This is a genomic window from Micromonospora sp. WMMD967 (genome assembly GCF_029626165.1).
Taxonomy (GTDB): domain Bacteria; phylum Actinomycetota; class Actinomycetes; order Mycobacteriales; family Micromonosporaceae; genus Micromonospora; species Micromonospora taraxaci.
Genome location: NZ_JARUBK010000001.1, coordinates 1,133,076 through 1,156,343 on the forward strand (window position 1 = coordinate 1,133,076; position 23,268 = coordinate 1,156,343).

General features: G+C 70.7%; 23 protein-coding genes and 1 tRNA gene. 14 read left to right on the forward strand and 10 right to left on the reverse strand.

Translation table 11 applies throughout. The features are described 5' to 3' along the window. Positions 1 to 60: 60 nt before the first annotated feature. Together O7631_RS05405 and O7631_RS05410 are read left to right on the forward strand one after the other, a co-directional pair. Entirely contained in the window at positions 61 to 759 is a 699-nt protein-coding gene (locus O7631_RS05405) for a PASTA domain-containing protein (protein ID WP_278143271.1), read from the forward strand. Between the two features lie 358 nt (positions 760 to 1,117). Next, positions 1,118 to 1,741, forward strand: a complete 624-nt coding sequence (locus O7631_RS05410; RefSeq protein ID WP_278143272.1) for a PASTA domain-containing protein — start codon at positions 1,118 to 1,120, stop codon at positions 1,739 to 1,741. A 7-nt stretch (positions 1,742 to 1,748) separates the two neighbouring features. Here O7631_RS05410 and O7631_RS05415 read toward each other — a convergent pair whose 3' ends face one another. Both O7631_RS05415 and O7631_RS05420 read right to left on the reverse strand, forming a co-directional pair. Then, positions 1,749 to 2,201 (reverse strand): hypothetical protein, encoded by a 453-nt coding sequence (locus O7631_RS05415; protein WP_278143273.1) that lies wholly within the window; start codon positions 2,199 to 2,201, stop codon positions 1,749 to 1,751. A 98-nt stretch (positions 2,202 to 2,299) separates the two neighbouring features. Continuing rightward, positions 2,300 to 2,584 (reverse strand): hypothetical protein, encoded by a 285-nt coding sequence (locus tag O7631_RS05420; protein ID WP_278143274.1) that lies wholly within the window; start codon positions 2,582 to 2,584, stop codon positions 2,300 to 2,302. 626 nt (positions 2,585 to 3,210) lie between these two features. On the opposite strand from O7631_RS05420, the gene O7631_RS05425 reads away from it, so the two are divergent. From O7631_RS05425 to O7631_RS05435, 3 genes are all read left to right on the forward strand, one after another. Beyond that, positions 3,211 to 4,092 (forward strand): helix-turn-helix transcriptional regulator, encoded by an 882-nt coding sequence (locus O7631_RS05425; protein WP_088986987.1) that lies wholly within the window; start codon positions 3,211 to 3,213, stop codon positions 4,090 to 4,092. Further along, a complete protein-coding gene (locus tag O7631_RS05430; protein ID WP_088986986.1) occupies positions 4,062 to 4,283 on the forward strand; it encodes a DUF397 domain-containing protein in 222 nt (73 codons plus the stop codon). Before O7631_RS05425 ends, O7631_RS05430 begins: the two co-directional genes overlap by 31 nt. A gap of 200 nt (positions 4,284 to 4,483) precedes the next feature. Then, positions 4,484 to 4,882 carry a hypothetical protein gene (locus O7631_RS05435; RefSeq protein WP_278143275.1) on the forward strand — a complete coding sequence of 133 codons (399 nt, stop codon included), beginning with the start codon at positions 4,484 to 4,486 and terminating at the stop codon, positions 4,880 to 4,882. Here O7631_RS05435 and O7631_RS05440 read toward each other — a convergent pair. Then, positions 4,850 to 5,449 carry a hypothetical protein gene (locus O7631_RS05440; protein WP_278143276.1) on the reverse strand — a complete coding sequence of 200 codons (600 nt, stop codon included), beginning with the start codon at positions 5,447 to 5,449 and terminating at the stop codon, positions 4,850 to 4,852. The two genes, O7631_RS05435 and O7631_RS05440, sit on opposite strands and share 33 nt — an antisense overlap. A gap of 214 nt (positions 5,450 to 5,663) precedes the next feature. Between O7631_RS05440 and O7631_RS05445 the strand changes: the two genes are divergently transcribed. Further along, entirely contained in the window at positions 5,664 to 7,223 is a 1,560-nt protein-coding gene (locus O7631_RS05445) for a S8 family serine peptidase (RefSeq protein ID WP_278143277.1), read from the forward strand. 60 nt (positions 7,224 to 7,283) lie between these two features. Here O7631_RS05445 and O7631_RS05450 read toward each other — a convergent pair whose 3' ends face one another. From O7631_RS05450 to O7631_RS05460, 3 genes are all read right to left on the reverse strand, one after another. After that, positions 7,284 to 8,093 (reverse strand): WecB/TagA/CpsF family glycosyltransferase, encoded by an 810-nt coding sequence (locus O7631_RS05450; RefSeq protein WP_088986982.1) that lies wholly within the window; start codon positions 8,091 to 8,093, stop codon positions 7,284 to 7,286. After that, positions 8,090 to 9,205 (reverse strand): NAD-dependent epimerase/dehydratase family protein, encoded by a 1,116-nt coding sequence (locus O7631_RS05455; RefSeq protein WP_278143278.1) that lies wholly within the window; start codon positions 9,203 to 9,205, stop codon positions 8,090 to 8,092. Before O7631_RS05455 ends, O7631_RS05450 begins: the two co-directional genes overlap by 4 nt. A gap of 64 nt (positions 9,206 to 9,269) precedes the next feature. Further along, positions 9,270 to 9,355 (reverse strand) — tRNA-Leu (locus O7631_RS05460). 207 nt (positions 9,356 to 9,562) lie between these two features. On the opposite strand from O7631_RS05460, the gene O7631_RS05465 reads away from it, so the two are divergent. From O7631_RS05465 to O7631_RS05500, 8 genes are read left to right on the forward strand one after another with little or no spacing between them, the layout of a single operon-like run. Beyond that, positions 9,563 to 10,351, forward strand: a complete 789-nt coding sequence (locus O7631_RS05465) for a DUF3662 and FHA domain-containing protein (RefSeq protein ID WP_007454122.1) — start codon at positions 9,563 to 9,565, stop codon at positions 10,349 to 10,351. A 6-nt stretch (positions 10,352 to 10,357) separates the two neighbouring features. After that, on the forward strand, positions 10,358 to 10,843 hold the full coding sequence (locus O7631_RS05470; RefSeq protein WP_278143279.1) for an FHA domain-containing protein: 486 nt from the start codon (positions 10,358 to 10,360) through the stop codon (positions 10,841 to 10,843). Beyond that, on the forward strand, positions 10,840 to 12,309 hold the full coding sequence (locus tag O7631_RS05475; protein WP_278143280.1) for a protein phosphatase 2C domain-containing protein: 1,470 nt from the start codon (positions 10,840 to 10,842) through the stop codon (positions 12,307 to 12,309). The genes O7631_RS05470 and O7631_RS05475 overlap by 4 nt, the downstream gene beginning before the upstream one ends. A 30-nt stretch (positions 12,310 to 12,339) precedes the next feature. Further along, positions 12,340 to 13,830 carry an FtsW/RodA/SpoVE family cell cycle protein gene (locus O7631_RS05480; protein WP_278143281.1) on the forward strand — a complete coding sequence of 497 codons (1,491 nt, stop codon included), beginning with the start codon at positions 12,340 to 12,342 and terminating at the stop codon, positions 13,828 to 13,830. Continuing rightward, positions 13,827 to 15,332 carry a penicillin-binding protein 2 gene (locus O7631_RS05485; protein WP_278143282.1) on the forward strand — a complete coding sequence of 502 codons (1,506 nt, stop codon included), beginning with the start codon at positions 13,827 to 13,829 and terminating at the stop codon, positions 15,330 to 15,332. The genes O7631_RS05480 and O7631_RS05485 overlap by 4 nt, the downstream gene beginning before the upstream one ends. Beyond that, a complete protein-coding gene (locus O7631_RS05490; RefSeq protein ID WP_278143283.1) occupies positions 15,332 to 16,741 on the forward strand; it encodes a serine/threonine-protein kinase in 1,410 nt (469 codons plus the stop codon). The genes O7631_RS05485 and O7631_RS05490 overlap by 1 nt, the downstream gene beginning before the upstream one ends. Beyond that, positions 16,738 to 18,552 carry a Stk1 family PASTA domain-containing Ser/Thr kinase gene (gene pknB / locus O7631_RS05495; RefSeq protein ID WP_278143284.1) on the forward strand — a complete coding sequence of 605 codons (1,815 nt, stop codon included), beginning with the start codon at positions 16,738 to 16,740 and terminating at the stop codon, positions 18,550 to 18,552. The genes O7631_RS05490 and pknB overlap by 4 nt, the downstream gene beginning before the upstream one ends. Positions 18,553 to 18,574: 22 nt before the next feature. Continuing rightward, positions 18,575 to 19,267, forward strand: coding sequence for an ElyC/SanA/YdcF family protein (locus O7631_RS05500; protein WP_278143285.1), 693 nt, complete (start codon positions 18,575 to 18,577; stop codon positions 19,265 to 19,267). Positions 19,268 to 19,680: 413 nt separating this feature from the next. On the opposite strand, the gene O7631_RS05505 is transcribed toward O7631_RS05500, so the two are convergent. The 4 genes from O7631_RS05505 to O7631_RS05520 are packed head-to-tail and all read right to left on the reverse strand — an operon-like array spanning position 19,681 to position 23,179. After that, complete coding sequence (locus tag O7631_RS05505; protein ID WP_278143286.1) at positions 19,681 to 20,331, reverse strand: aminodeoxychorismate/anthranilate synthase component II; 651 nt, start codon at positions 20,329 to 20,331, stop codon at positions 19,681 to 19,683. A 2-nt stretch (positions 20,332 to 20,333) separates the two neighbouring features. Continuing rightward, on the reverse strand, positions 20,334 to 20,615 hold the full coding sequence (locus O7631_RS05510) for a hypothetical protein (protein ID WP_278143287.1): 282 nt from the start codon (positions 20,613 to 20,615) through the stop codon (positions 20,334 to 20,336). Positions 20,616 to 20,618: 3 nt separating this feature from the next. Then, positions 20,619 to 22,382, reverse strand: a complete 1,764-nt coding sequence (locus tag O7631_RS05515; protein ID WP_278143288.1) for a class E sortase — start codon at positions 22,380 to 22,382, stop codon at positions 20,619 to 20,621. After that, a complete protein-coding gene (locus O7631_RS05520) occupies positions 22,379 to 23,179 on the reverse strand; it encodes a DUF881 domain-containing protein (protein ID WP_088986972.1) in 801 nt (266 codons plus the stop codon). Before O7631_RS05520 ends, O7631_RS05515 begins: the two co-directional genes overlap by 4 nt. Between the last annotated feature and the right edge of the window lie 89 nt (positions 23,180 to 23,268).

Below are 23,268 nucleotides of genomic sequence, written 5' to 3' on the forward strand. Positions count from 1 at the left end.
GCCGGCGCAACAGGTTGGGCGACGGACGGTACGGTCGCCGGTGATGAGGCGGTGGGCGGTATGACGGACACGAACACGGGCCGACAGGATGCCGTCGGTGGCCAGGGTGGCGCCGGCGCGGGCCGGGCCAGCGTGTTGCTGGGTGGCGGGTTGGCCGCTGTGCTGCTCGCCGCGGTCGGCGCGACAGGTGGTTGGCTGCTGGCCGGCGACGGCGGCACGTCCTCGGAGGATCCCCTCGCCGTCGCGAGCTTGAGCGGTTCGCCGACCGGTCGGGCCACCGCGCCCCGGCCGAGCACCGGGCGGGCCACACCGTCGGCCGTCCGGACCTCCGCCGGCGCGACCAAGGGGACCGGCCTGACCGTGCCGCCGGTGATCGGTACCGACTTCGTCGAGGCCCGGGACTTGTTGCGTAAGCAGCGGCTGGGCTGGCGGTTGGTCTTCGGTGGCGGCACCGGCCGTACCGTCGAGAACACGTCGCCAGCGGTGGGCACCGAGGTCACCCGGGGTACGACGGTGCAACTCCAGGTCGCGGGGCCAGCGCCGGCAGCCGAGGTTCCGGACGTGGTCGGGGACAACTGCGACAAGGCCGCCAACGAGTTGATCGACGAGGGCCTCTATCCGCGTTACGTCAGTGGGCGCAGTGGAAAGGTCACTCGGCAGGAGCCGGCCGAGGACGGCGCTGCCCGATGGAACGACGAGGTCAGCATCTGGTGTGGCACGGACGGCGTCGAACAGCCGACCACCAAACCCACCCCCTGAGCTGTTTCCCGCACCGATCGACGCGCCGCCTCCCGCGCGGCTCGGCACGCTGATCCCCGCCGATGGCGCCATGGACGACTAGGTTGACGGTCGAGGGCCATGACGCCCGTCCGGTTCGGGGAAGGGACGTGCGATGAGCAACGACCGCCAGGAGCCTCCCGCCGACGAGAACGACGACGACCGAACCAGGGCCCTGCCCCCGGCCGCCGACCGGCCGGAGTCATCGCCGTCGACCCGACCAACCGCGGGTGCGGACGAGACGGCACCCATCGACAGCCGTCCTGCTTCGGTGCCCGAACAGACGGCACATATCGACCGAACCGTCCCTGCGCGTCCCGATCTGTCGCCCGACGAGACCATGCCGATCGATCGGTCCACCGGCACGCCCGCCGACCGCACGGCGCAGATACCGCCGTCGTGGTCCGGGCGGGCCGAGGTCCGGCCGTCCCGGCCGACCGACGCCGCTGAGTGGTACGTCGAGGAGCAGGGCGGCCGACGCTGGTGGCTGCCGATCCTCTGGGGTGTGCTCGGGCTGCTGTTCGCCGGTCTGCTCGGCGGAGCGCTCTGGTTGGTGCTCGCCAACCAGGACGACGACCGTGACGACCCCGGGCCCACCCCCTCGCTCCCGCCGGCCAGTGCGACGAGTGCCGCGCCGACCACCGAGCCTCCGACCTCGGCGGCACCGACCAGCGAGTCGCCGAGCAGTTCGCCGACCACAACGGCACCGGACGAGGTGCCGGTGCCGCCGCTCGCCGGCCTGCCGCAGGCCACCGCAGAGGGTTTGTTGAACCGGCTCGGTCTCTCCTACCGCGTGGTGTACCGCCCGTCGGAACTGCCGCCGGGCACGGTGGTGGGCACCGAACCGGAGGCGGGCACACCGGTGCCGACCGACGACGAGGTGCTGCTGGTGGTGTCCCAGGCCCGACCCTCCACCGGGGCGAGCCCGACCACGCCGACCCCCACGGTGACGAGCACGTCGTGATCGCTGGTCACCACATCCGGCGGCGGGTACCGACCATGCCGAGGCCGGCCAGCGAGATGGTGAGACCGAAGATCCCGGACCAGAAGAGGGACCGACGGACGTCGGTGGCGGTGTGCCCGGCCGGAGCCGCCTCGGTCAGCTCCTGACGGCCGTCGGACTGGCCACCGGCGCCGTGGCCGGCCACCGGCCCCGTCGGGTCGGCGGCCTGGCCGGGAGCGTCGCCGCCGATCCAACCGGGTTCGTCGTACAGCGATGGATCTTCGTCCGACGGAGGGTCGGCGTCGACCACGGTGATCTCCGGTGCGGGCACCGGCGCGGTCAGCGGGGTGGACGACATCGCCGGGTCTCGGAGGAGGACCAGCGCTGTGGCCATCGCCCCGAGGAGGGCCAGTAGTCCGAATGCGTAGGCGATACGGGAGCGGTGGTGCCGCCGAAGGGCGGGCTGATTGACCATGACCATCCCAGGGTCAGGGTCCTGGACGTGCGGGTGGAGCTGTGCCGGGGTGGGCGTACCGATTCTATGGCGGCGGCACGCCTACCGGCGGCGGATCGGGCCGGTCAGCCCACCCGGACTGGGGTACGGGCAACCGGTCGTCGGGCCCGCACGGTGTGCGGACGGGGCTCGGGGGCGGCCTGCAGTTGCTGCAGACCTTCCCGCTGAACGAAGATCGAACGTCGGTTGACCGCGTCGCCCGCGGAGTTCAACTCGTAGCCGTCGAGCCAGAGCCAGCCGTCATAGGTGGGCCAGTCGAGCACCCGGATCACCCGGAACTTGATCGGCCTGAGGAACTGGACACTCGCCGCGCGAGTCACGTGCAGTACGTCACCGGTGCGGGGAAGCACATGGGCTCCTGGGGAGGGTTGGCCGGCGGGCTGCCGGCGGTGCCTGAACGGGGGACGTCTCGGCCGGCGACGGGGTCGTGCCTCGTGAACCGGTGGTGCGGATGGCGGTGGTCGGGCCGTACTCCGTTGGTGACGTGCCGCCACCCGACCACCACCCGACTGCTTCCGGGAACCGCGCCCGCCGCCGCAGCTTGCCGGCTTGCAGCGGCGGGGTCTTTACCCCGGAGCAGGTCTCGGTGTCGTCGGCCGGGCCCGCGTCGTGCCCAGCTTCCCCGGGTCGGTGGGGTCACCACTCCGAGGGAGTGAACGGAGACGCTGAGTGATCCGTGCCATACGGACAGAGTGCATCAGGGACGTGCTTCATGCAAGTTGCACGTCGACTTTTGCCGATACATGAGCGTGTCGCGCGAAAGGCCTATTGAAGCCATCCGCGTCCGGACGGCACACTGGGGGCCGGTTTCGCCCGTCGCGGCCGGCCGAGGACCGGCACCACTCCCCTTCGTCGCGAACGCTCGCCGGTCGACGGTCGCGCCCCCGGCGGGTGTCACCCAGTGGCGCGTTACCGGAGGTAGCCCGAGTGGGGTCGAGCAGCCAGCGGCGGGGACCACTGACTCGTGGGTTGCGCCATGAGTGAGCGGCGCAGTCCGACCATCAGACGGCGGCGGCTCGGTGCCGAGCTGCGCCGCCAGCGGGAGTCCGCCGGAATCACCATCGAGGTGGTCGCCGAGCAGTTGGAGTGCTCGGCGTCGAAGGTTTCCCGGATCGAGACCGGCCACACCACGGCCACCCCACGCGACGTGCGGGACATGCTGCGGATCTACGGCGTGGTCGGCGCCGAGAGCGACGAGCTCGTGCAGATCGCACGGGAGGCACGCCAGAAGGGCTGGTGGCATCCGTACAGCACGGTGCTCGTCGGCGCGTACGTCGGGCTGGAGGCGGCGGCGAGCTCGATAAGGGCGTACGAACAGCAGGTCGTGCCGGGCCTCCTGGAGACCGAGGAGTACGCCGGAGCCATGATCCGCGCCGCTCGGCCGGACTTCACCGCCGATCAGGTACACCAAAGGGTGCGTGTCCGTCTGGGCCGTCAGTCGTTATTGACCCAGGACGATCCGGTCGATCTGTGGGTGGTGCTCGATGAGGCGGTGGTAAGTCGGCCGGTGGGCGGGGACGAGGTGATGCGCGGCCAACTCAGACGGTTGGTCGAGGTGGCCGAGTTGCCGAACGTGACGCTGCAGATCCTGCCCTTCGAGGTGGGTGCGCACGCCGGCATGGACGGCACGTTCACGATCCTCAGCTTCCCTGAGCCCGGTGATCCGGATGTTGTGTACGCGGAGAACGCCACGGGTGGGCTTTTCCTCGAGAAGAGCGACGAACTACAGAAGTACAGCTTCATCTTCGATCACATCCGCGCTGCGGCCATACGTCCGGAGGAGTCCGTCGCACACATCGCAAAACTGGCAGAGGAGCCGTTGTGGAAATGGCGACCAAGGGGTTCCCCGTGGACCTGACGCAGGCAGCATGGTTCAAGAGCTCGAAGAGCGGGCCGAACTGTGACAACTGCGTGGAGGTGGCGTACGTGACGGGGGCGGTCGGAGTGCGGGACTCGAAGGACAAGGCGGGCCCAGCCCTGGTCTTCGCACCCGGTGACTGGCACGCCTTCGTCGCGGGCACCCGAGGTGGTGTGTTCGGCGCGGTCTGAGTGAATGGCCCCAGCGAGTCCCCGTCCGGCCTGCCGGACGGGGACTCCGCCGTCTCCGGCCGGCCGGTGGCCGGCGGTGGCCGGTGAGGTTCCGGGGGGAATCCCGTCGCCACATCGCGCTCGTCTCGTTGAACCGGTCGGTACGGCACTGGTCGACGACCCGCCGCACCGACCCGCAACCGAGCGAGTAGGCGAGACGGATGACGACGATCGGTTCAGACAACCTCACCAACGGTCCGGCCAAAGCGGAACGATTCGGTGGCAAGTATCGCGGGGCCCGTCGGGACACCGTACTGACCGAGGTGGTCTCGACCGACCAGGAGTTGAGCGGGCGGGAGGCGACCTCCGAGTCGGCGGATCCGCCGCTCTCGTTGCCCTCGTTGGACCCGAATCCGCTGATCGAGCCGTCGTTCCCGCCGAACGGGTGGCCGATGGAGCCCACCGAGTCCTTCGCCGACCACCCGTTGCTGCGTGGCCTGCTGATGGAGTTGCCGCCGAAGGGCAACCTGCCCTCGCAGGACTGGCTGGACCGCTGGTTCGAGGCGACCAGGGCGATCCTGGAGTTGCTATACGTGCAGGGGGCCAGCCGCCCGCGTTGACCGGGCGGCGTCCGGCTGGACCCGCTCGGCCAGCCGGCTGTGGCGAAGTGCGTGCCGGACCGCGATGGCGGCGACCGCGAGAGCGCCTACCGTGATCGCCGGCCCGGTGACGCTGGGGTCGGCCCCGAGGTCGGTGCCGATCGCCGCGATCACCGCCGGCATCGTGGCCAGGGCGGCCACCTGGAGGGGCAGCCCCACGAGCGGGTGGGCGGCGGCGGCACGCAGCCCGTGCGGCGCGGGTGTGGCGGGAGCGTTGGCGAAGGCGCCCGCCCCGGCCCACAGCCGGCGGATCCGGCGTACCGAGCAGACCGACGCCACGAGCGCCGGGCCGACGGCCAGGGTGAGCCCGGCGGCGGCCCGGTCGACCGGCGCGGAGCCGGCGCTGAGCAGACCGCCGCCGAGCACGGCCGCGGTGAGTGTCAGGCCGGTGAGGGTCAGCGCCAGCAACCATCCGGTACGCCGGCGAAGCGCGCGGGTGTTGCGCAGGCGGGGAAGGCCGTCGGCGACGACGCCGGCGGCCAACCAGGCGGCGGCTACCGGGAACAGGATGGTGAGCTGACTCTCCATGTTCGAGAGTCTTTCCCGGATCTGCGCCAGGCGAATCCGGGCCGACCCCCTGTTCGTCCCCGACGTCGGCCCGTAGGGGGTCATCACCCGAAGGTATGGCCGTTTCGACATGTTCAAGTGCCCGACGGCTGATCTACCCTCAGCTGGATCGGCATGCGTCGATTGATTTTGGGACCGGCGTCACGTTCCGCCGCCGGTCAGAGGGAGGTAGGAGATGGGTCTTCCACGAAGGTCCGTACTGATCGGGGTGGCCACGGCGACCGTGCTGGCCGTCGGCACCCCGGCCCTGGCCGCCGAACCCGTCGGTGTGGTGCGGGCCGCGGGCGGCGCCACCGCCGTGCCGGACAGCTACATCGTCGTACTCAAGGACAGTGCCGTGGCCCGGGACCGGGTCGGCGACGCCGCGAAGCGACTCTCCGGTCGCCACGGCGGCGCGGTGGCCCGCACCTACGCAGCGGCGCTGCGTGGCTTCGAGGTCACTGTCAGCGCGAGCGCGGCGGCGCGGATCGCGGCCGACCCGGCGGTGGCGTACGTCGAGCAGAACCACACCGTCTCGATCTCCGGAACGCAGACCAACCCGCCCTCCTGGGGTCTGGACCGGATCGACCAGCGCAACCGGCCGCTGGACAGCTCCTACACCTACCCGAACACGGCGAGCAACGTGCACGCCTACATCATCGACACCGGCATCCGGTTCTCCCACAACGACTTCGGCGGCCGGGCCACCTCCGGCTACGACGCCGTGGACGGCGGGTCGGCCGACGACTGCAACGGCCACGGCACGCACGTCGCCGGCACCGTCGGCGGGTCGTCGTACGGCGTGGCCAAGGGTGTCCAGCTGGTCGGCGTCCGGGTGCTGAACTGCTCCGGCAGCGGCACGAACGCCGGTGTGATCGCCGGCGTCGACTGGGTCACCGCGAACGCGATCAAGCCGGCGGTGGCCAACATGAGCCTCGGCGGCGGCGCGAACAGCTCGCTGGACAACGCCGTCCGCAACTCGATCGCCTCCGGCGTGACGTACGGCCTGGCGGCCGGCAACGACAGCGGCGCGAACGCGTGCAACACCTCACCGGCCCGTACCACGGAGGCCATCACGGTCGGCTCGACGACCAGCGCGGACGCCCGCTCGTCGTTCTCCAACATCGGCACCTGCCTGGACATCTTCGCGCCCGGCTCGTCGATCACCTCGGCCTGGTACACCAGCAACACGGCCACCAACACCATCAGCGGCACCTCGATGGCCACGCCGCACGTGGTCGGCGCGGCTGCCCTGGTGGCCAGCGCCAACCCGAGCTGGACCCCGGCGCAGGTGCGCAACGAACTCGTGTCCACCGCCACCCCGAACGTGATCAGCAACGTCGGCTCGGGCTCGCCGAACCTGCTGCTCTACGTGGGCGGCGGCGGCACCACCCCGCCGCCGCCCACCGGCTGCACCGGCACCAACGGCACCGACGTGTCGATCCCGGACGCCGGTTCGGCGGTGACCAGCTCCATCACCATCTCCGGCTGTGGCCGCAACGCGTCCTCGGCGTCCACGGTGGCGGTGAACATCGTGCACACCTACCGAGGTGACCTGGTCATCGACCTGCTCGCCCCGGACGGCAGCTCCTACCGGCTGAAGAACAGCAGCACCTCGGACAGCGCCGACAACGTGATCGCCACGTACTCGGTCAACGTCTCCGGTGAGGCTGCCGACGGCACCTGGCGGCTTCAGGTGCGCGACACCTACTCGGTCGACACCGGCTACATCAACACCTGGACCCTGACCGTCTGAGCGGTCTCCCACGACCGAGGCCCCACCCGGAAGACCGGGTGGGGCCTCGTGCCGTACGGGTCAGACCGAGAAGGTGGCCGGCCGTTCGTGGGCCGGCGCCGGCGGGCGGGCCTTCCAGAGGCCGATCTTCTGCGCGGCCAGCCGGCTCAGGTACGCCGGGTTGAGGATGACGTACCGACGCCAGAGCCGCTTGGGCTCCAGCCCGAGACGCCAGAACCACTCCAGGCCGGCACGCTGCATCCACGGCGGCGGCTTGCGGAGCAGACCGGCGTGGTAGTCGAAGGCCGCGCCGACCGCCATCAGCGGCATGTCGAGCAGCGGACGCATGGCGTACGCGAAGACCTCCTGGCGGGGGCAGCCGAGCCCGACCAGGACGAGCCGGGCACCGCTGGACCGGATCCGGTCGGCGATCTCGGCGTCCTCACCGGGCTCGACGGCGCGGAACTTGGACGGCTCCACCCCGGCGATCTTCAGGGCGGGGAACATCCGCTCCAGGGCCGGGATCAACCGGGCGAGGGTCTCCTCGGTCGAGCCGTACAGGTAGACCGGCAGACCCTCGTCGGCGAAACGCGACAGCACGTGCAGGGTCAGCGTCGGCCCGTAGACCCGGTCGGTGAGGCCGGCGTTGTGCAGCAGGTTGAGCGCCCACCGCACCGGTTGCCCGTCCGGTGTGACCACGTCGAAGGAGTTGAGCCGGGCGTTGTGCGCCGGGTCCAGCACCCCGGTCATCACGCCGTGCACGGCCAACGCGGTCAGCGCGAGCGGACGACGCTCGTGCGCCGCGGTCACCACCGCGTCGGTCGCCGTGGCGTAGTCGGTGGCGTCCACCAGGACACCCAGCACGTTGCGTTTGGTCCGCGACGTGGTCATGACTGGGGGACCCACTTGTCCACGTTGGCCTCGTAGATCTCCCGCAGGATCATCGGCACGTCGTATGTGATCTTCCAGTCCGGGTACTGGGCCTCGAACCGGGCCATGCTGCTGACGTACCACTGGTGGTCGCCGGTGCGGTTTTGCTCGACGTAGTTGATCTGCGCCTCGCGACCGGTGATCTCCTCGGCGATCCGGAAGGCCTCGATGTGCGAGGTGTTCGAGTGCCGCCCGCCGCCGAGGTTGTAGACCTCCGCGGATCGCGGTGCCCGGAAGAACGCCTCGAACGCGCTCAGCACGTCGCGGGAGTGGATCGCGTCGCGGACCATCTTTCCCTTGTAGCCGAACAGGTTGTACGTCCGGCCCTCCATGACGCAGCGCATCAGGTAGGCCAGGAACCCGTGCAGCTCGGCCGCGGAGTGGGCCGGGCCGGTCAACGTGCCGCCGCGGAAGCAAGCTGTCTTCATGTCGAAGTAGCGCCCGTACTCCTGGACCATCACGTCGGCGGCGACCTTGGAGGCGCCGAAGACCGAGTGCAGCGAGTGGTCGATCGACATCTCTTCGGTGATGCCCTGGTGCCAGCGGTGGTCCTCGGGCAGCTCGTACCGGGTCTCCAGCTCGACCAGCGGCAGGCTGTTCGGCCGGTCGCCGTAGACCTTGTTGGTCGAGCAGTGGATGAACGGTGCGTCGATCGCGTGCAGGCGGGTGTTCTCCAGCATGTTGAGCGTGCCGCCGGCGTTCACGTCGAAGTCCGTGTACGGCTCCTTGGCCGCCCAGTCGTGACTCGGCTGCGCAGCGCTGTGGATCACCACGGCGATGTCCGAGCCGTACTTCTTGAACACCTGCTCCAGACCGTCCCGGTCCCGGATGTCCACCGCGAAGTGTGTGTACGCGTTACCCAGGTCACGGCCGAGCCGTTCCAGGCTCCACGAGGTGGAGCCGTCCTCGCCGAAGAAGTACCGGCGCATGTCGTTGTCGATGCCGACCACGTCCAGGCCGAGGCCGGCGAAGTGCCGGACCGCCTCAGAGCCGATCAGGCCACCCGACCCTGTCACCAACGCGACACTCACACGCCACTCCCGGTCCATCGGAGGCAGAATCCATCGCAGCATAGCGTGACGTCCGGCACGTCCCGATATGACGGAAGGGCCCCGCATCAAGCGGAGCCCTCGTCATTGGTGGGGATGGGGGGAGTTGAACCCCCACGCCCTTTCGGGCACACGGACCTGAACCGTGCGCGTCTGCCATTCCGCCACATCCCCGTGGCACGACCCGGAACACTGTAGCCGCCCCGGCCCCGCTGTCTCCAACGGGCCTCGGGAATACTACGCTGTCCCTGGCGCTCGCCACGAGCGGTTACCGTTCGTGGCGGACGAAAGATTAGCACGACAGTCCCGGCCCTTCCGAACGGGCCGGGAGCAGCCGGCCGAGCGGCGTGTGAGCTGCGCGCGCGCCGGCCGGATACCATCATGTCCTCGGGACCCGAGGAGGAGCCGGTGAGCGTGCTGCAACGCTTCGAGAAGCGTCTGGAAGGCCTGGTCGAAGGGGCCTTCGCCAAGGTCTTCAAAGGGGTGGTCCACCCCGTGGAGATCCTCAACGCCATGCAGCGGGAGGCCGAGGCGCACAAGGCGATCCTGGCCGGTGGGCGCACGTTGGTGCCCAACCGCTACGTGATCGATCTCTCGCCGTTCGACCACAGTCGGCTGGCGCCGTACGCCGCCGCGCTGGCCCAGGAATTGGCCCAGTCGCAGGCGGAGTTCATCGGCGAGCAGGCGTGGACGGTCTACGGCGACGTGATCGTCGAGATCGAGCGAGGTGAGGGCCTGGACACGGGCATGTTCCGTGTCACGGCCGAGGTCTACACCGGCGGCGAGGTCGCCCCGGTGTCGGCACCCGGCTACGACGCCGGCCCGCCCGCCTACCCCGCGTACGACCAGGGCGGTGGCTACGGCCCGCCGCCGGGGCACGGTGGCGGTCGCAACGTGCGGCTGGTCTCCGGAGACGGCCGCACCTACCCCCTCCAGATGGGGTCCACGGTGATCGGTCGTGGCGACCAGGCCAACCTGCGCCTGCCCGACGTCGGCATCTCCCGGCGACACGCCCGGCTGGATTTCGACGGGGGCCAGGTCGTGCTGACCGACCTGGGGTCGACCAACGGCACCATGGTCAACGGGCAGCGGGTCTCCGCCGTCGCGTTGAACCCCGGTGACATGGTCCAGCTCGGTACGACGACGCTGACCTTCCGCGTGGACGGCTGACCCGCCTTGCCGGAACTGGTCATCACCGTTGCCCGGTTCGGTTTCCTGATCCTGCTGTGGATCTTCGTGTTCACGGTGGTCGGTGTGATCCGCCGGGATCTCTTCGCCGGCGCGCGGTCCGGTCGCCTGGTGGCCGCACCACGCGCGGTGGGGGCCTCGACCGGGCAAACGGCGAAGCCGGCGAAGGTGAAACGGGGCAGGGCGGCACACCAGCTGGTGGTGACCGCCGGTCAACTGGCCGGCACCAGGATCACTCTTGGTGAAGCGCAGATCACCATCGGTCGAGCTGAGGACTCCACCCTGGTCATCACCGACGACTACGCCTCCGCGCGACACGCCCGGCTCGTGCCGCGCGAAGGGCAGTGGTACGTCGAGGACCTCGGCTCGACTAACGGCACGTACCTCGATCGCGCTAAGGTCACCGGACCAACCCCCGTCCCCCTCGGCGTGCCGATCCGGATCGGCCGCACTTCCCTCGAATTACGGCCATGACTCTGACCCTGCGCTATGCGGCCCACAGCGACCGCGGTCTGATCCGTGACGGCAATCAAGACTCCGTCTACGCCGGGCCGCGGCTACTTGCCGTTGCCGACGGTATGGGCGGTATGGCCGCCGGTGACGTCGCCAGCAACATCGTCATCGGTGCCATGGCGCCGCTCGACGAGGACGTCCCGGGGGACGCTCTCGTCGACGCGTTGCGTTCGGCCGTGGGCACCGCCAACCAACAACTCCGCGACACAGTGGACGCCAACCCGCAGCTGGAGGGGATGGGCACCACGCTCACGGCGACCCTCTTCACCGGCAGCAAGCTGGGCATGGTCCACATCGGTGACTCGCGGGCCTACCTGCTGCGTAACGGCGAGTTCGCGCAGATCACCAAGGACGACACGTACGTCCAGATGCTCGTCGACGAAGGCCGGATCAGCGCCGAGGAGGCGAGCAGTCACCCGCAGCGGTCGCTGCTCACCCGCGCTCTGGACGGCCGGGACATCGACCCGGAGTACTCGGTGCGTCAGGTCCTCCCCGGCGACCGGTACCTGATCTGCAGCGACGGCCTCTCGGGTGTGGTCAGCGCCGAGACCATCGGCGAGACCCTGCGGGAGTACGCCGACCCGCAGCAGTGCGTCGAACGGCTGGTGCAGCTCGCGCTGCGCGGCGGCGGCCCGGACAACATCACGGTGATCATCGCGGACGCGACGGATCAGGACATCGTCGAGGCGACCCCGATCGTCGGTGGCGCCGCCGCCCGCGACCGGGGCATGGCGACCTCCGCCGACGACTCGACGCCGGCCGCCCGGGCCTCGGCGCTCTCCGCGCCCCGCCCTCCCGCCCCCGAGGAGCCGGTCGCCTCCGACGACGAACCGGACCGGCCGAAGCGCCGCCCGGTGCGGACCGCCGCCATGGCGTTGGCCCTGCTGGTCATCGTCGGCGGGGCAGGCTTCGGCGGTTGGACGTACACCCAGCGGCAGTACTACGTGGGTGCCACCGAGGAGGGGCAGGTCGCTGTCTTCCGTGGCGTCCAGGGGCAGATCGCCGGGATGGACCTCTCCACCGTGCACCGGCGCAGCGGCACCCGACTCGACGACCTCACGGTCGCCGCTCAGGACACCGTCAAGGTCGGCATCCGGGCCAAGAACGAGCCGGACGCCGAGCGGCAGCTCGCGGAGCTGACCAGTGACACCCCGAGCAACCCCAACCTGAAGCCGCTCTGTCCGCTCGACCCGACCAGCACTGTCGGTGGCACTCCGTCGCCCCCGCAGGCCGTCACGACGCCTACCCCGAACGGCAGCCCGAGTGCCGACGCGTCGGCGACCCCCAACGGGGTCGTCAGCGCAAGCCCGACCGTCGGTGCCACCGACGCCGTCGGTGCGAACGGCACGACCACCACACCCGACGTCACGCCCTCCGACTCGGCCACGCCGGCGCTCGACCCGGCCGGTTGCCGGTCTCCTGAGTGAGCGTCGGCTGAGATACCGAGGACTCCACCCGTGACCGTAGCGGCCACACCGGCACCCTCGCCCGCGACCGCGGGCGAGCAGTCCGGCGTACGCCTGGCGCGGTCGCGCCGCAACGCCGAGCTGTCCCTGCTGCTGCTCGCGATGGTGCTGGTGGCCGCGTACGGGGCGACCGTCGAGGCGAACCTGCTGGACACTGTCACACCGGATTTCTGGATGCCCGCCGCCGCTCTCGGCGCGGTCTTCCTCGGACTGCACCTGGTCATCCGGTTCCTCGCCCCGTTCGCCGACCCGGCCCTGCTGCCGGCGGTGGCCCTGCTCAACGGGCTCGGCGTGGGCTTCCTGCGCCGGATCGACCTGGGTGAGGCGCCGGTCGCCGACCGGGAAGAACTGGCGATCTTCGCCGGGATCGGCGGACGGCAGTTGGCGTGGACGCTCGCCTCGGTGATCCTCGCCGCCGGCCTGCTCGCCCTCATGCGCGACCACCGGTCGATCTCCCGGTACGCGTACACCCTGGGGTTGGCCGGCATCGTGCTGGTGATGCTCCCGGCGGTCCTGCCGTCGAGCATCTCCGAGATCAACGGCGCGAAGCTGTGGATCCGGGTGGGCGGTTTCTCCATCCAGCCGGGTGAGTTCGCCAAGTTGGCGCTGCTGGTCTTCTTCGCCTACTACCTGGTCCGCAAACGCGAAGTGCTGTCGCTGGCCAGTCGACGCTTCCTCGGCATCGACTTCCCGCGCGGACGGGACCTCGGCCCGGTGGTCGGCGTCTGGCTGGTCAGCCTCCTGGTGCTCGTGTTCGAGAAGGACCTGGGCACCTCGCTGCTCTACTTCGGCATGTTCGTGGTGACCCTCTACATCGCCACCGAACGGGTCAGCTGGCTGTTGATCGGTCTGGTCCTCTTCTTCGGCGGCGCCTACCTCGCCTACGTGCTCGGCTCGACTGTCGGCGGGCCCTTCGCCAACTTCTACCTCCGGGCGGAGATCTGGCTGGACCCGTTCGCCGACCCGACCAACAAGGGCTACCAACTCGTCCAAGGGCTGCTCGCCCTGGGCACCGGTGGGCTCTTCGGCGCGGGGCCGGGCGGCGGCCAACCGGACATCCTGCCCGAGGTGCAGAACGACTTCATCTTCGCCGGCATCGGTGAGGAGCTCGGCCTCTTCGGCCTCTCCGCGCTGCTGGTCGTCTACCTGCTGATCGTGGAGCGGGGTCTGCGGGCCGCGCTCGCGGTACGGGACTCGTTCGGCAAGCTCCTCGCGGGTGGTCTCGCGTTCACCCTCGGCCTCCAGGTCTTCGTGATCGTCGGTGGCATCAGCAAGTTGATCCCGCTGACCGGTCAGACCACCCCGTTCCTGTCCGCCGGTGGCTCGTCGCTGATGGCGAACTGGCTGCTCATCGGGGTGCTGCTGCGGGTCTCCGACGGCGCCCGCCGGCCGCTGACAGGGGGTGCCGCGAAGGCGGCCCGGCCCGCCGGTGGCCAGCCGGAGCAGATTCACGGTGCCCCCACGGAGGTGATCAAGCCGTGAACGCACCACTGCGCCGGGTCGGCGTCGTCGTCATGGTCCTGTTCGGCCTGCTCTTCGCCAACCTCAACTGGGTCCAGTTCCAGAAGGCCGACGAATACCGCACCAGCGACTACAACGGTCGGGTCCAGGTCGCCGACTACAAGCGTAAGCGGGGCAACATCGAGGCTGGCGGCACCGCGCTGGCCACCAGCAAGGAGACCACCGGCAACCTCAAGTTCCTGCGCACCTACCCGGGCGGCGCCAAGTACGCTCACGTGCTCGGCTACAAGCCGGTCAACCTGGCCGACCAGGGCATCGAAAAGGTGGAGAACGACTTCCTGGCCGGCACCAGCGACCAGTTGCTCGGCGACCGGTTGAAGGACATGTTCACCGGGGACGACAGCGGTGGCGGCAACGTGTTGCTCACGCTCTCCAAGCGGGCCCAGGACACGGCGTACGACCAGCTGCGCAACAACGAGGTGGGGGCGAAGAAGGGCGCGGCCATCGCCATCGACCCGCGTACCGGGGCGGTGCAGGCGTTGGTGTCCATGCCCAGCTTCGATCCGAACCCGTTGGCCAGCCACGACAGCAAGGAAGCGGCTGCCGCGTACTCCAAGTTGGAACAGGATCCCGACCGCCCTCTGAACAACCGGGCGCTCTCCGAGACGCTGCCGCCGGGCTCCACCTTCAAGATCGTGGTGGCGGCGGCGGCGCTGGAGAACGGCGTCACCAAGACGACCCAGATCCCGGCCGGTTCCAGCTACACCCCGCCCACCTCCGGCACCCCGATCCGTAACGCCGCCCCGTCGATCTGCCCCGAGGCGAAGGTCACCCTGCTGGAGGCGGTCACCGAGTCGTGCAACACCGGCTTCGCCCAGCTCGGTGTGCAGCTCGGTGCCGATGCCCTCAAGGAGAAGGCGCGGCAGTTCGGTTTCGAGCAGGACGACCTCACCGTCGGCCAGCTCGGCGAGGACGGTCTGCCCACGGCGGCCAGCCGGACCGGGGACATGCAGAACCCGGACGGCACCACCGACCCGGCCGCGCTGGCCCAGTCCTCGATCGGGCAGAACAACGTCCGGATGACCCCGCTCGAGGGTGCCATGATCGCCGGCGCGATCGCGAACAACGGCAGCCAGATGCGGCCGTACCTGGTCCGGCAGTTGCTCGCCCCGGACCGCACCACCAGCTACTACACCGCCAGCGCCCGGGAGTTGCGCCAGCCGGTCAGCTCGCAGGTCGCCACCGACCTGCGGGACATGATGGTCAGCGTGGTCCAGAAGGGCACCGGTCGGAAGGCCGCGATCAGCGGTTACACGGTCGGTGGCAAGACCGGCACCGCGCAGTCCGCCCCGGACCGACCCGACCACGGCTGGTTCATCGGCTTCGCGATGGACAAGAACGGCAACCCGGTCTCCGCGGTCTGCGTGATGCTCGAACAGGCCGGCCCCGGCGGCAGCGCCGAGGCGGCCCGGATCGCCGGCCAGATCATGCGTGCCGCCATCAACGACCCCGGGGGTCGCTGATGCTCAGCCCCGGCGTCCAGCTCGGCAACCGCTACCGTCTCGACGAGCGGATCGCCAGCGGCGGCATGGGCGACGTCTGGCGCGGCACCGACCAGGTGCTCGGCCGTACGGTCGCGGTGAAGAGCCTGCTCCCCGCGCTGCTCGACGACCCCGACTTCGGCGAGCGGTTCCGCGGCGAGGCCCGCACCATGGCCACCATCAACCACCCCGGCGTGGTGGACGTCTACGACTTCGGCAACGACCAGCAGATCGCGTTCCTGGTCATGGAGTACGTCGAAGGCGACGCCCTGTCGTCCACGCTGAGCCGCGTCGGGCGGCTCACGCCGGCCCGAACGATGGCGCTCGTCGCCCAGGCAGCGGACGCGCTGCACGCCGCGCACGAGAAGGGCATCGTGCACCGCGACGTGAAGCCGGGCAACCTGCTCGTCCGGCCGAATGGCACGCTGGTGCTCACCGACTTCGGCATCGCCCGCTCCGACATGGTCGGCCAGCTCACCGCCGCCGGCTCGGTTCTCGGCACCGCCTCGTACATCTCGCCCGAGCAGGCGACCGGCGGCGTCGCCACCCCGGCGTCCGACGTGTACGCGCTCGGCGTGGTCGCGTACCAGTGCCTCGCCGGCCGGCGGCCGTTCGAGGGCGACAATCCGCTCGACATCGCGATGAAGCACGTACGCGAGAAGCCCAGGCCGTTGCCGGCGGACATCCCGCCGCAGGTGCGGGCCGTGGTGGAACGGGCCCTGGCGAAGGACCCGGCCGCCCGCTGGCCCAGCGCGGCCGCTCTCGCCGGCGTCGCCCGCCAGCTCAAGGCCACGCTCTCCCAGCAAGCCAGAGCCGGTGCCAACTCCGCGCCGATCTCCGCAGCGCCGGCCTCACCCGCCGCACCCGGCCGGGCGCAGGTGCCGCAGGCGCACCACATGCGCCCGCCGGGTGCCCGCCCGCCGGTCGCGGGGCCGAGGCCGACCGCCGTCGCGCCGGCCCAGCAGCCGCGACCCACCGCCATCGCGCCGGCCGTCCAGCCCGGCCGCCCACCGGTCACACCGAACGGTTACCCGCGCGGCGCCGCAGCGGTGCCGTCGGCACCGCCTCGCCAGGAACACCCGCCGGCGTACGTCCGGCAGGCCGGACCGTCGGTGCCGTCACCCGAACCCCGCCGGTCCCGTCCAGGAATGGTGCTGCTCGCCATCCTGCTGGCAGTACTGGTCCTTGTCTGTTCCGGCATGATTTCCTACACCCTGCGGAAGCAGTCGCAGGCCGGTGAACCCGCCGGGCTGACTCCGCGCGCCGTGACGTCCGGCGCGCTACGACTCGACGGACGCGACGATCCGACCCTGACGTCGTACCGTCGGGAGGTACGACTCCGGCCGGACGGCGGCGGGACGACGACGAGCGAAGGACGACAGACGCGATGACAGCGCAGGCCCGCCTGCTCGGTGGCAGGTACCAGGTCGGCGAGCTGCTCGGCTATGGCGGCATGGCCGAGGTGCACCGCGGTCGCGACCTCCGGCTCGGTCGGGACGTCGCGATCAAGATGCTCCGGACCGACCTGGCCCGGGACGCGACGTTCCAGATGCGGTTCCGCCGGGAGGCGCAGAACGCGGCGTCGCTCAACCACCCGGCGATCGTGGCGGTCTACGACACCGGCGAGGAGACCGCGCCGACCGGCGAGACACTGCCGTTCATCGTCATGGAGTTCGTCAACGGGCGGACCTTGAAGGAGGTCCTCGGCGCCGAGGGCCGGTTGCAGCCGCGCCGGGCGTTGGAGATCTGCGCCGACATGTGCGCCGCGCTGGAGTTCAGCCACCGGCACGGCATCATCCACCGCGACATCAAGCCGGGCAACGTGATGCTCACCCAGACCGGCCAGGTCAAGGTGATGGACTTCGGCATCGCCCGCGCGCTCGCCAGCGGTGCGACCACCATGACGCAGACCAGCGCGGTGATCGGCACGGCGCAGTACCTGTCCCCGGAGCAGGCGCGCGGCGAGGCCGTCGACGCCCGCTCCGATGTGTACGCCGCCGGCTGCGTGCTCTTCGAGCTGGTGTGCGGTCACCCACCCTTCGTCGGGGACAGCCCGGTGAGTGTCGCCTACCAGCACGTGCGGGAGACGCCGCCGACGCCGAGCGACATCAACCCGGACGTCACCCCGGCCATCGACGCGATCGTGCTCAAGGCGCTGTCGAAGAACCCGCTGAACCGCTACCAGAGCGCCGGCGAGATGCGGGCCGATCTGCTCCGCGCCGCCGCCGGTCGGCCGGTGCTGGCCACCCCGGTGATGCGTGAGGCGGAGACGGTGGCGATGGCCCCGGCCGGCGGTGGGGGCGGCTACCCGGCTCCTACCCGTGGGCCGCAGACCGGGCAGATGGCTCGGGTCGGTGACCCTCGCCAGCGCAAGGCGTCCTCCTGGCTGATCGCGACATTCAGCGCGGTGGGTGTGCTGGCGGTGATCGCCCTGGTCGCCGCCCTGCTCTGGAGCCAGCAGCAGGACAAGGCCAACAAGTCGGTGCCGAACCTGGTCGGCAAGAGTCAGGCCGCCGCTGTCGCCGAGATCCGTGCCGCCGATCTCCAACCCCAGGTGGGCGAATCCGTCCTGGACAACGACTGCACCAAGGGCACCGTCGCGAAGCAGAATCCCGAGCCGGCCACCCGGCTGAAGCAGGCCAGCACGGTGACCATCCAGCTCTGCGGTGGCAAGCCGGACGTGAAGATTCCGCCGAATCTGATCAACGCGCAGTTCGACAACGTCAAGACCCAGCTTGAGGACCTCGGGTTGGTGGCCGAGGAGAAGAAGGTCGACAACCCCGCGCAGGAGGGCATCGTCCTCAAGCTGACCCCACCCTCCGGGACCACCGTCCCGCAGGACACCAAGGTGGTCGTCGAGGTCTCCAAGGGCAACGTAAACAAGGTGCCCAACGTGATCAACTCGACGCGGGACGAGGCCGTCCAGGAGCTTCGCGAGGCGGGTTACAAGGTCGACGTCCGTGATGGCGACGAGGTGGCGGCCAGCCTGGCCGGCCGGGTGCAGAAGCAGAACCCGAATCCGGGCACCTCGCTGGCCAAGGACAAGACGGTGACCATCGAGATCGGCATCCCGGAGAAGGTCGAGGAGCCGCCGCCCTCCACGACGCCGACCGGCACGCCGACGCCCACGCCCACCACCCCCGGTGGCGGTGGCGGCGGTCTGCCGTTCCCGCCCCCGCCGAGTTGGCTTCCCGAGGACTAGACCCCAGGGTTCGGGCGTCGCGATGACCGACGAGGAGGCGCTCGCCGCTCCGGTGGGCGGACGAGTGCGCCGCCTCCGACGCCTGGCCGTCCTGGGTGTCGCCGCGCTGGTTCTCGCCAGCCTCCCGTGGCTGTGGACGACGTTCACCGCCCGTGGGCACGTGCACACCGAAGCCGAGGCCCCCTCCGCCGACGTGGTGATCGTCCTCGGCACTGCAGTGGCGGCGGACCGGCAGCGGCCAGGGGAACGCCTCGCCGGCCGCCTGGAGACCGCCGCCGCGCTGGTGACCAGCGGACGAGCCGCTGTGGTCCTCGTGTCGGGCGACGGTGGCGGCACGTCAGGCGACGAGCCGGCCGTGATGACCTCGTATCTCACCGAGCGTGGCGTCGACCCGCGTCGCGTCGTGGCCGACCCGTTCGGCCTGGACACCTACGACAGTTGTGCCAGAGCCCGTCAGGTGTACGGCGTCGAGCGGGCCCTCATCGTGACCCAGTCCTACCACCTGTCGCGGGCAGTGACGCTGTGCCGGCACCTCGGCCTCGACGCCGTTGGGGTGGTCGCCAGGTGCGATGGTTGCGGTGCGGCCCTGCTAGCCGAGAAGTCCGTCCGGGACTACTTCGCCAGTGGCAAGGCGGCGTGGGACGCGGCCCGGGGCCGTGCGCCAGCGGTCCATTCACCTGCTGACCCGGCGGTTCAGAACGCGCTGCGTAGCTGAAACAGCCGCCTGGGCCCTGCTGATCGGCCTGAACAACCGCTACGGTCCGTGCTGGCCATGGAGGTCGGTGCTGGCCGCCGCAGTCCGTGCTGGCGGCCCCGGTCCCTGCGGCCGCCGCAGTCCGTGCTGGCTGCGGTGTTCCTGTCGGCCACGGCGGTTGTGTCGGCTGCGGCGCCGCGACGGCCGCCACAGGGTCAACCACAGCCTTTGCTCTGCACCCACCCACGCGACACTCACGTTCCGTAATCGGTGCATGGGAGGGTGCAGAGCAAAGGGAAGGTGAACGGTCAGCGGCTCGGGGCCGCCGTCCTGTTCGGGGGCGCGTTGTTGGGGCTGCGACCGCGCACACGGTCATCGCCGGCCGCTGCGGCGTCGGCGTGGGCGTGGGCGACGCAGCTGACGGGCTGCCGACCTCAGTTGCTGGCGAAGGCGGCGAGTCGGCGGGCGTCGACCTCGGCGGCGAGCGCGGGTGCGCGCTCCAACGCCTCCTGGTGACCGCAACTGGCGAGCCAGTTCGCCAACATCAGGTGGCCGCCCTCGGTGAGCACCGACTCCGGGTGGAACTGGACGCCCTCGATGGGAAGCGTCCGGTGCCGCATCGCCATCACCACGCCGGAGCCGGTCCAGCCGGTCACCTCCAGCTCGTCGGGCAGCGTCTCGGGGAGTACGGCGAGCGAGTGGTACCGGGTGGCGGTGAACGGGTCCGGCAGGCCCGCGAGGACGCCCACCGAGTTGTGCCGTACCTCTGAGGTCTTGCCGTGCAGCAGCTCGGGGGCCCGCGTCACGGTCGCGCCGAACGCCTCACCGATCGCCTGGTGACCCAGGCAGACACCAAAGATCGGCAGCTCACCCGCGTACTCCCGGATGACGTCCAGGCAGATGCCGGCGCGGTCGGGGCTGCCCGGCCCGGGCGAGAGCAGGATGCCGTCCGCGCCCACTCTGCCCACCTCGGCGACGTCGATCTCGTCGTTGCGGCGGACCTCGCAGTCCACGCCGAGCTGGCCCAGGTACTGCACGATGTTGAAGACGAACGAGTCGTAGTTGTCGATCACCAGGACGCGCACGGTCACCTGCTCGGCGAGGAGGACGGGACCGGGTTGTTGCGGTCGGTGTCGTACGGCAGGTCGTGCTCGTCGCCGGCCGGGGTATCCCCGGTCACCGGGGCGTCGTTGCCCGACTCCGCGGGGACCCCGGACTCGACCTGCACATCGTCGAACGGCAGCAGGGGCTCGGCCCACGGGAAGGCGACATACCAGAGCAGGGCGACAGTGGCGGCTACTAGGAGCACCGAGCCGGCCAGCTTTCCGGCCAGACCGAACGGCAGCTTGCGCCAGATGAATGCGTACATCGGTCAGCCTCCCAGCTCGGTCGGCCGGCCCGCCGACTTGGGCTGGGTGCGGTCCAGTTCGGCGTGGATGATCAGGCGCTGGTAGTTGTCGAACTTCGGGTTGCACGTGGTCAGGGTGAGCATGCGCTTGGTGGCCTTCTTGTTCGGCTCGCCGGGCACCGGCGCGACCACTTCGACCTGCGTCGGTCGGACGATCCGCGACTGCGACACCCGGTACACATACCAGTCGGTCTTGCTCTCGACCACGATCGGGTCACCGTCGTCGAGCTCGTCCAGCCGCCAGAAGGTCGCCCGGTTGCGGTGGCCGGCAACGGAGAAGTTGCCGACCTGGCCGGGCAAGGCGCTCGCCGGGTAGTGACCCGGGGCGTAGCGGATGTCCTGCTGGGTGACGCCCTCGACCACTACCCAGTTCTTGTCGAGCTTCGGGATGTAGAGGCCCGCGATCGGCTTGCCGCGTACCGGCGGTGACGGTTTGACGCTCGGGCCGGCCGACGGAACGACCGTCGGGTCGTCCGTCGGGCCCCACTCCTGCGCGAGCTGGTTCGTGAGGTCGTTCTGGTGGGCGTCGACGATGGCCGACTTGCCCCAGACCTCGTAGCCGGCGAAGAGCAGCACCACGAGGCCGAAGGTGATCAGAACCTCGCCGGTGACGCGGATGCCGGTGCGTATCCGGGAGCCGAGCGACGGCCGGGTGAGCTCGGAGTAGACGCTCTTGTAGCCCTCGCCGGTCTGGTGCGGCCGAAGTTGAACGACCCGTTCGCCCCGCCGGGGTCGGGGCGGCTCGCCGGGGTTGTCGTCGTCGGCCGGCTCCCCGGGGACGGACGAGCGGGGGACCGCGCCCATCAGCGCCGTCGAGTCCATCGCCGGCGGCCGGGCGGCGGGCGCGGTGGGAAGGGTCGGGATCACCGCGGTGGCGGCCGGGTCGAAGCTTCGATCAGAGCCAACCGGAGGGACCTGGCCCGACGCTGCGGACGGGACACGGCCGGGACCGCCCGGGGGGACACGACCGGCGGAACCCTCCTGGCCGGCTGCCGGGACGCGGTCGGGCGCGGCCGGTGAGACCGGCGCCGCCGGAGAGCCGGTGGGACGCCCAGGCCGGGCGGCGACCTGCGGAATGAACGCGGTCGGCGAGTCGGCCACCGATGGTGTCGACGGGACGGCCCGGCTCGGCGTGCCGGAGGGTGGGTTGGCGGGTACCCCGCCGGGCGCAGCGGAGCCGGTCGAGGTCGGACCTGGCAACCCGCTGGTTGCTGCGGGTCGGGTCGTGGCGGCCCCGGGTGACGACGGCCGGGTGGAGGGTGACGTCGGCCCGCCGATGGCTGGTCCGGGTGACGCCGGCCGGGCGGGGCCTGCTCCGGGTGACGCCGGCCGGGCGGCGGCTGGCGACACGCCTGGGCTCGCGGCGGGCGACACCGGTCGGCTCGCAACGGAGGGGCGGCCGGACCCGTGCGGGGTGTTACCCGGCCAGGGTGGTGGGGCTTCGACACCCGGACGGCCCGAGGCGCGAGGCGGCTCAGAAGCGCCGGACGGCTCGGACGCGCGGGGAGGTTCGAAAGCGCGAGGCGGCTCAGAAGCGCGGGGCGGCTCGGGGGTGACCGGCGGGCGCGGCGCACCGGGCCGCGCGGGAAGCACCGGCTCCGGCCAGTTGCCGGCCGGGGTCGCCCGGCCAGGTGTCGGCTCGGGCCGGTCGACCTTCGGCAGGATGTCGGTCGGCTCGTCGGTCTGGTTGCGGTGTCGCCCGTCGCGGCGCTCCTCCGGCCCGCTCACTTGGGCACCGTAGCCGAGCGCAGGGAGGTCGAGTCCTCGAATGCCGGCACTCGCACCGTAGAAACCGTCTCCTTGTAACCGAGTTGGTAGTCGTCGACCGCGTCCTTGAACAACCGGACTCCCTCAGAGCTGGCGAGGGCCTGCTGGAGGGCAGCGGGATCGCCGATTGCTACGATCTTGAACGGTGGGGAGTACACCCGGCCATGAAGCAGCAGGGTGTTACCGACGCAGCGTACCGCGCTGGTGGTGAGCACGCGGACGTTCATGATTGACATGGCCTCGGCTCCGCCGGCCCAGAGTGCGTTGACCACCGCCTGGACGTCCCCCTGGTGCACCACCAGGTCGTCGTTGCTCGCGTCCGACTGGGTCTGGTCGAGTTGCGGGGCGTCGTTCAGCTCCACTGTGACGCCGGGGCCGCCGAGGGCGGTGAATCCGGCGGCCTGGAGGCTGCCCTGGGCGCGATTCTGCTGGTTCTTGATCGGCGCATCGGAGCCGGCCAGGGTGTTGGTCCGTTGTTCGACCTCACCGCGCAGCGTGGCGGCCCGTCGTTCGCTCGCCGCGACCTGCTCGCGCCGGTCCTCGATGAGCTGGTTGAGCTGAGGGCGCCGGTCCTCGCGCAGGGCGGTGCCGTCGGCGGTGGTCGCGCTGGTGGTGAAGAGCAGCCCCGCTGCGGCGGCGATCAGAGGCACCCCGATCGACCAGCCGGGTCGGCGTTGACGCGGTCGCCGGGGCAGCAGCCCGGCGGCGGCCCGTCGGAGGACCTTCTGCCAGGAGGTTGCGCCGGATGTGTACTCCACCGAGCGTTTCCTTCCGCGTGTCGGGGATCGGGCCGCTCCCGGCTGCGCCGGTGATGCGAACAGTCCCGCCTCTTTCGGTCACTCCGTGC

What these genes read in the sequence shown, in the direction of transcription:
- O7631_RS05405 (WP_278143271.1), top strand. Translation starts at nt 61, where the DNA reads ATGACGGACACGAACACGGGCCGACAGGATGCCGTCGGTGGCCAGGGT.
- O7631_RS05410 (WP_278143272.1), top strand. Translation starts at nt 1,118, where the DNA reads ATGCCGATCGATCGGTCCACCGGCACGCCCGCCGACCGCACGGCGCAG.
- O7631_RS05415 (WP_278143273.1), bottom strand. Translation starts at nt 2,201, where the DNA reads ATGGTCATGGTCAATCAGCCCGCCCTTCGGCGGCACCACCGCTCCCGT.
- O7631_RS05425 (WP_088986987.1), top strand. Translation starts at nt 3,211, where the DNA reads ATGAGTGAGCGGCGCAGTCCGACCATCAGACGGCGGCGGCTCGGTGCC.
- O7631_RS05430 (WP_088986986.1), top strand. Translation starts at nt 4,062, where the DNA reads ATGGCGACCAAGGGGTTCCCCGTGGACCTGACGCAGGCAGCATGGTTC.
- O7631_RS05435 (WP_278143275.1), top strand. Translation starts at nt 4,484, where the DNA reads ATGACGACGATCGGTTCAGACAACCTCACCAACGGTCCGGCCAAAGCG.
- O7631_RS05440 (WP_278143276.1), bottom strand. Translation starts at nt 5,449, where the DNA reads ATGGAGAGTCAGCTCACCATCCTGTTCCCGGTAGCCGCCGCCTGGTTG.
- O7631_RS05445 (WP_278143277.1), top strand. Translation starts at nt 5,664, where the DNA reads ATGGGTCTTCCACGAAGGTCCGTACTGATCGGGGTGGCCACGGCGACC.
- O7631_RS05450 (WP_088986982.1), bottom strand. Translation starts at nt 8,093, where the DNA reads ATGACCACGTCGCGGACCAAACGCAACGTGCTGGGTGTCCTGGTGGAC.
- O7631_RS05455 (WP_278143278.1), bottom strand. Translation starts at nt 9,205, where the DNA reads ATGCTGCGATGGATTCTGCCTCCGATGGACCGGGAGTGGCGTGTGAGT.
- O7631_RS05465 (WP_007454122.1), top strand. Translation starts at nt 9,563, where the DNA reads ATGTCCTCGGGACCCGAGGAGGAGCCGGTGAGCGTGCTGCAACGCTTC.
- O7631_RS05475 (WP_278143280.1), top strand. Translation starts at nt 10,840, where the DNA reads ATGACTCTGACCCTGCGCTATGCGGCCCACAGCGACCGCGGTCTGATC.
- O7631_RS05490 (WP_278143283.1), top strand. Translation starts at nt 15,332, where the DNA reads ATGCTCAGCCCCGGCGTCCAGCTCGGCAACCGCTACCGTCTCGACGAG.
- pknB (WP_278143284.1), top strand. Translation starts at nt 16,738, where the DNA reads ATGACAGCGCAGGCCCGCCTGCTCGGTGGCAGGTACCAGGTCGGCGAG.
- O7631_RS05500 (WP_278143285.1), top strand. Translation starts at nt 18,575, where the DNA reads ATGACCGACGAGGAGGCGCTCGCCGCTCCGGTGGGCGGACGAGTGCGC.
- O7631_RS05510 (WP_278143287.1), bottom strand. Translation starts at nt 20,615, where the DNA reads ATGTACGCATTCATCTGGCGCAAGCTGCCGTTCGGTCTGGCCGGAAAG.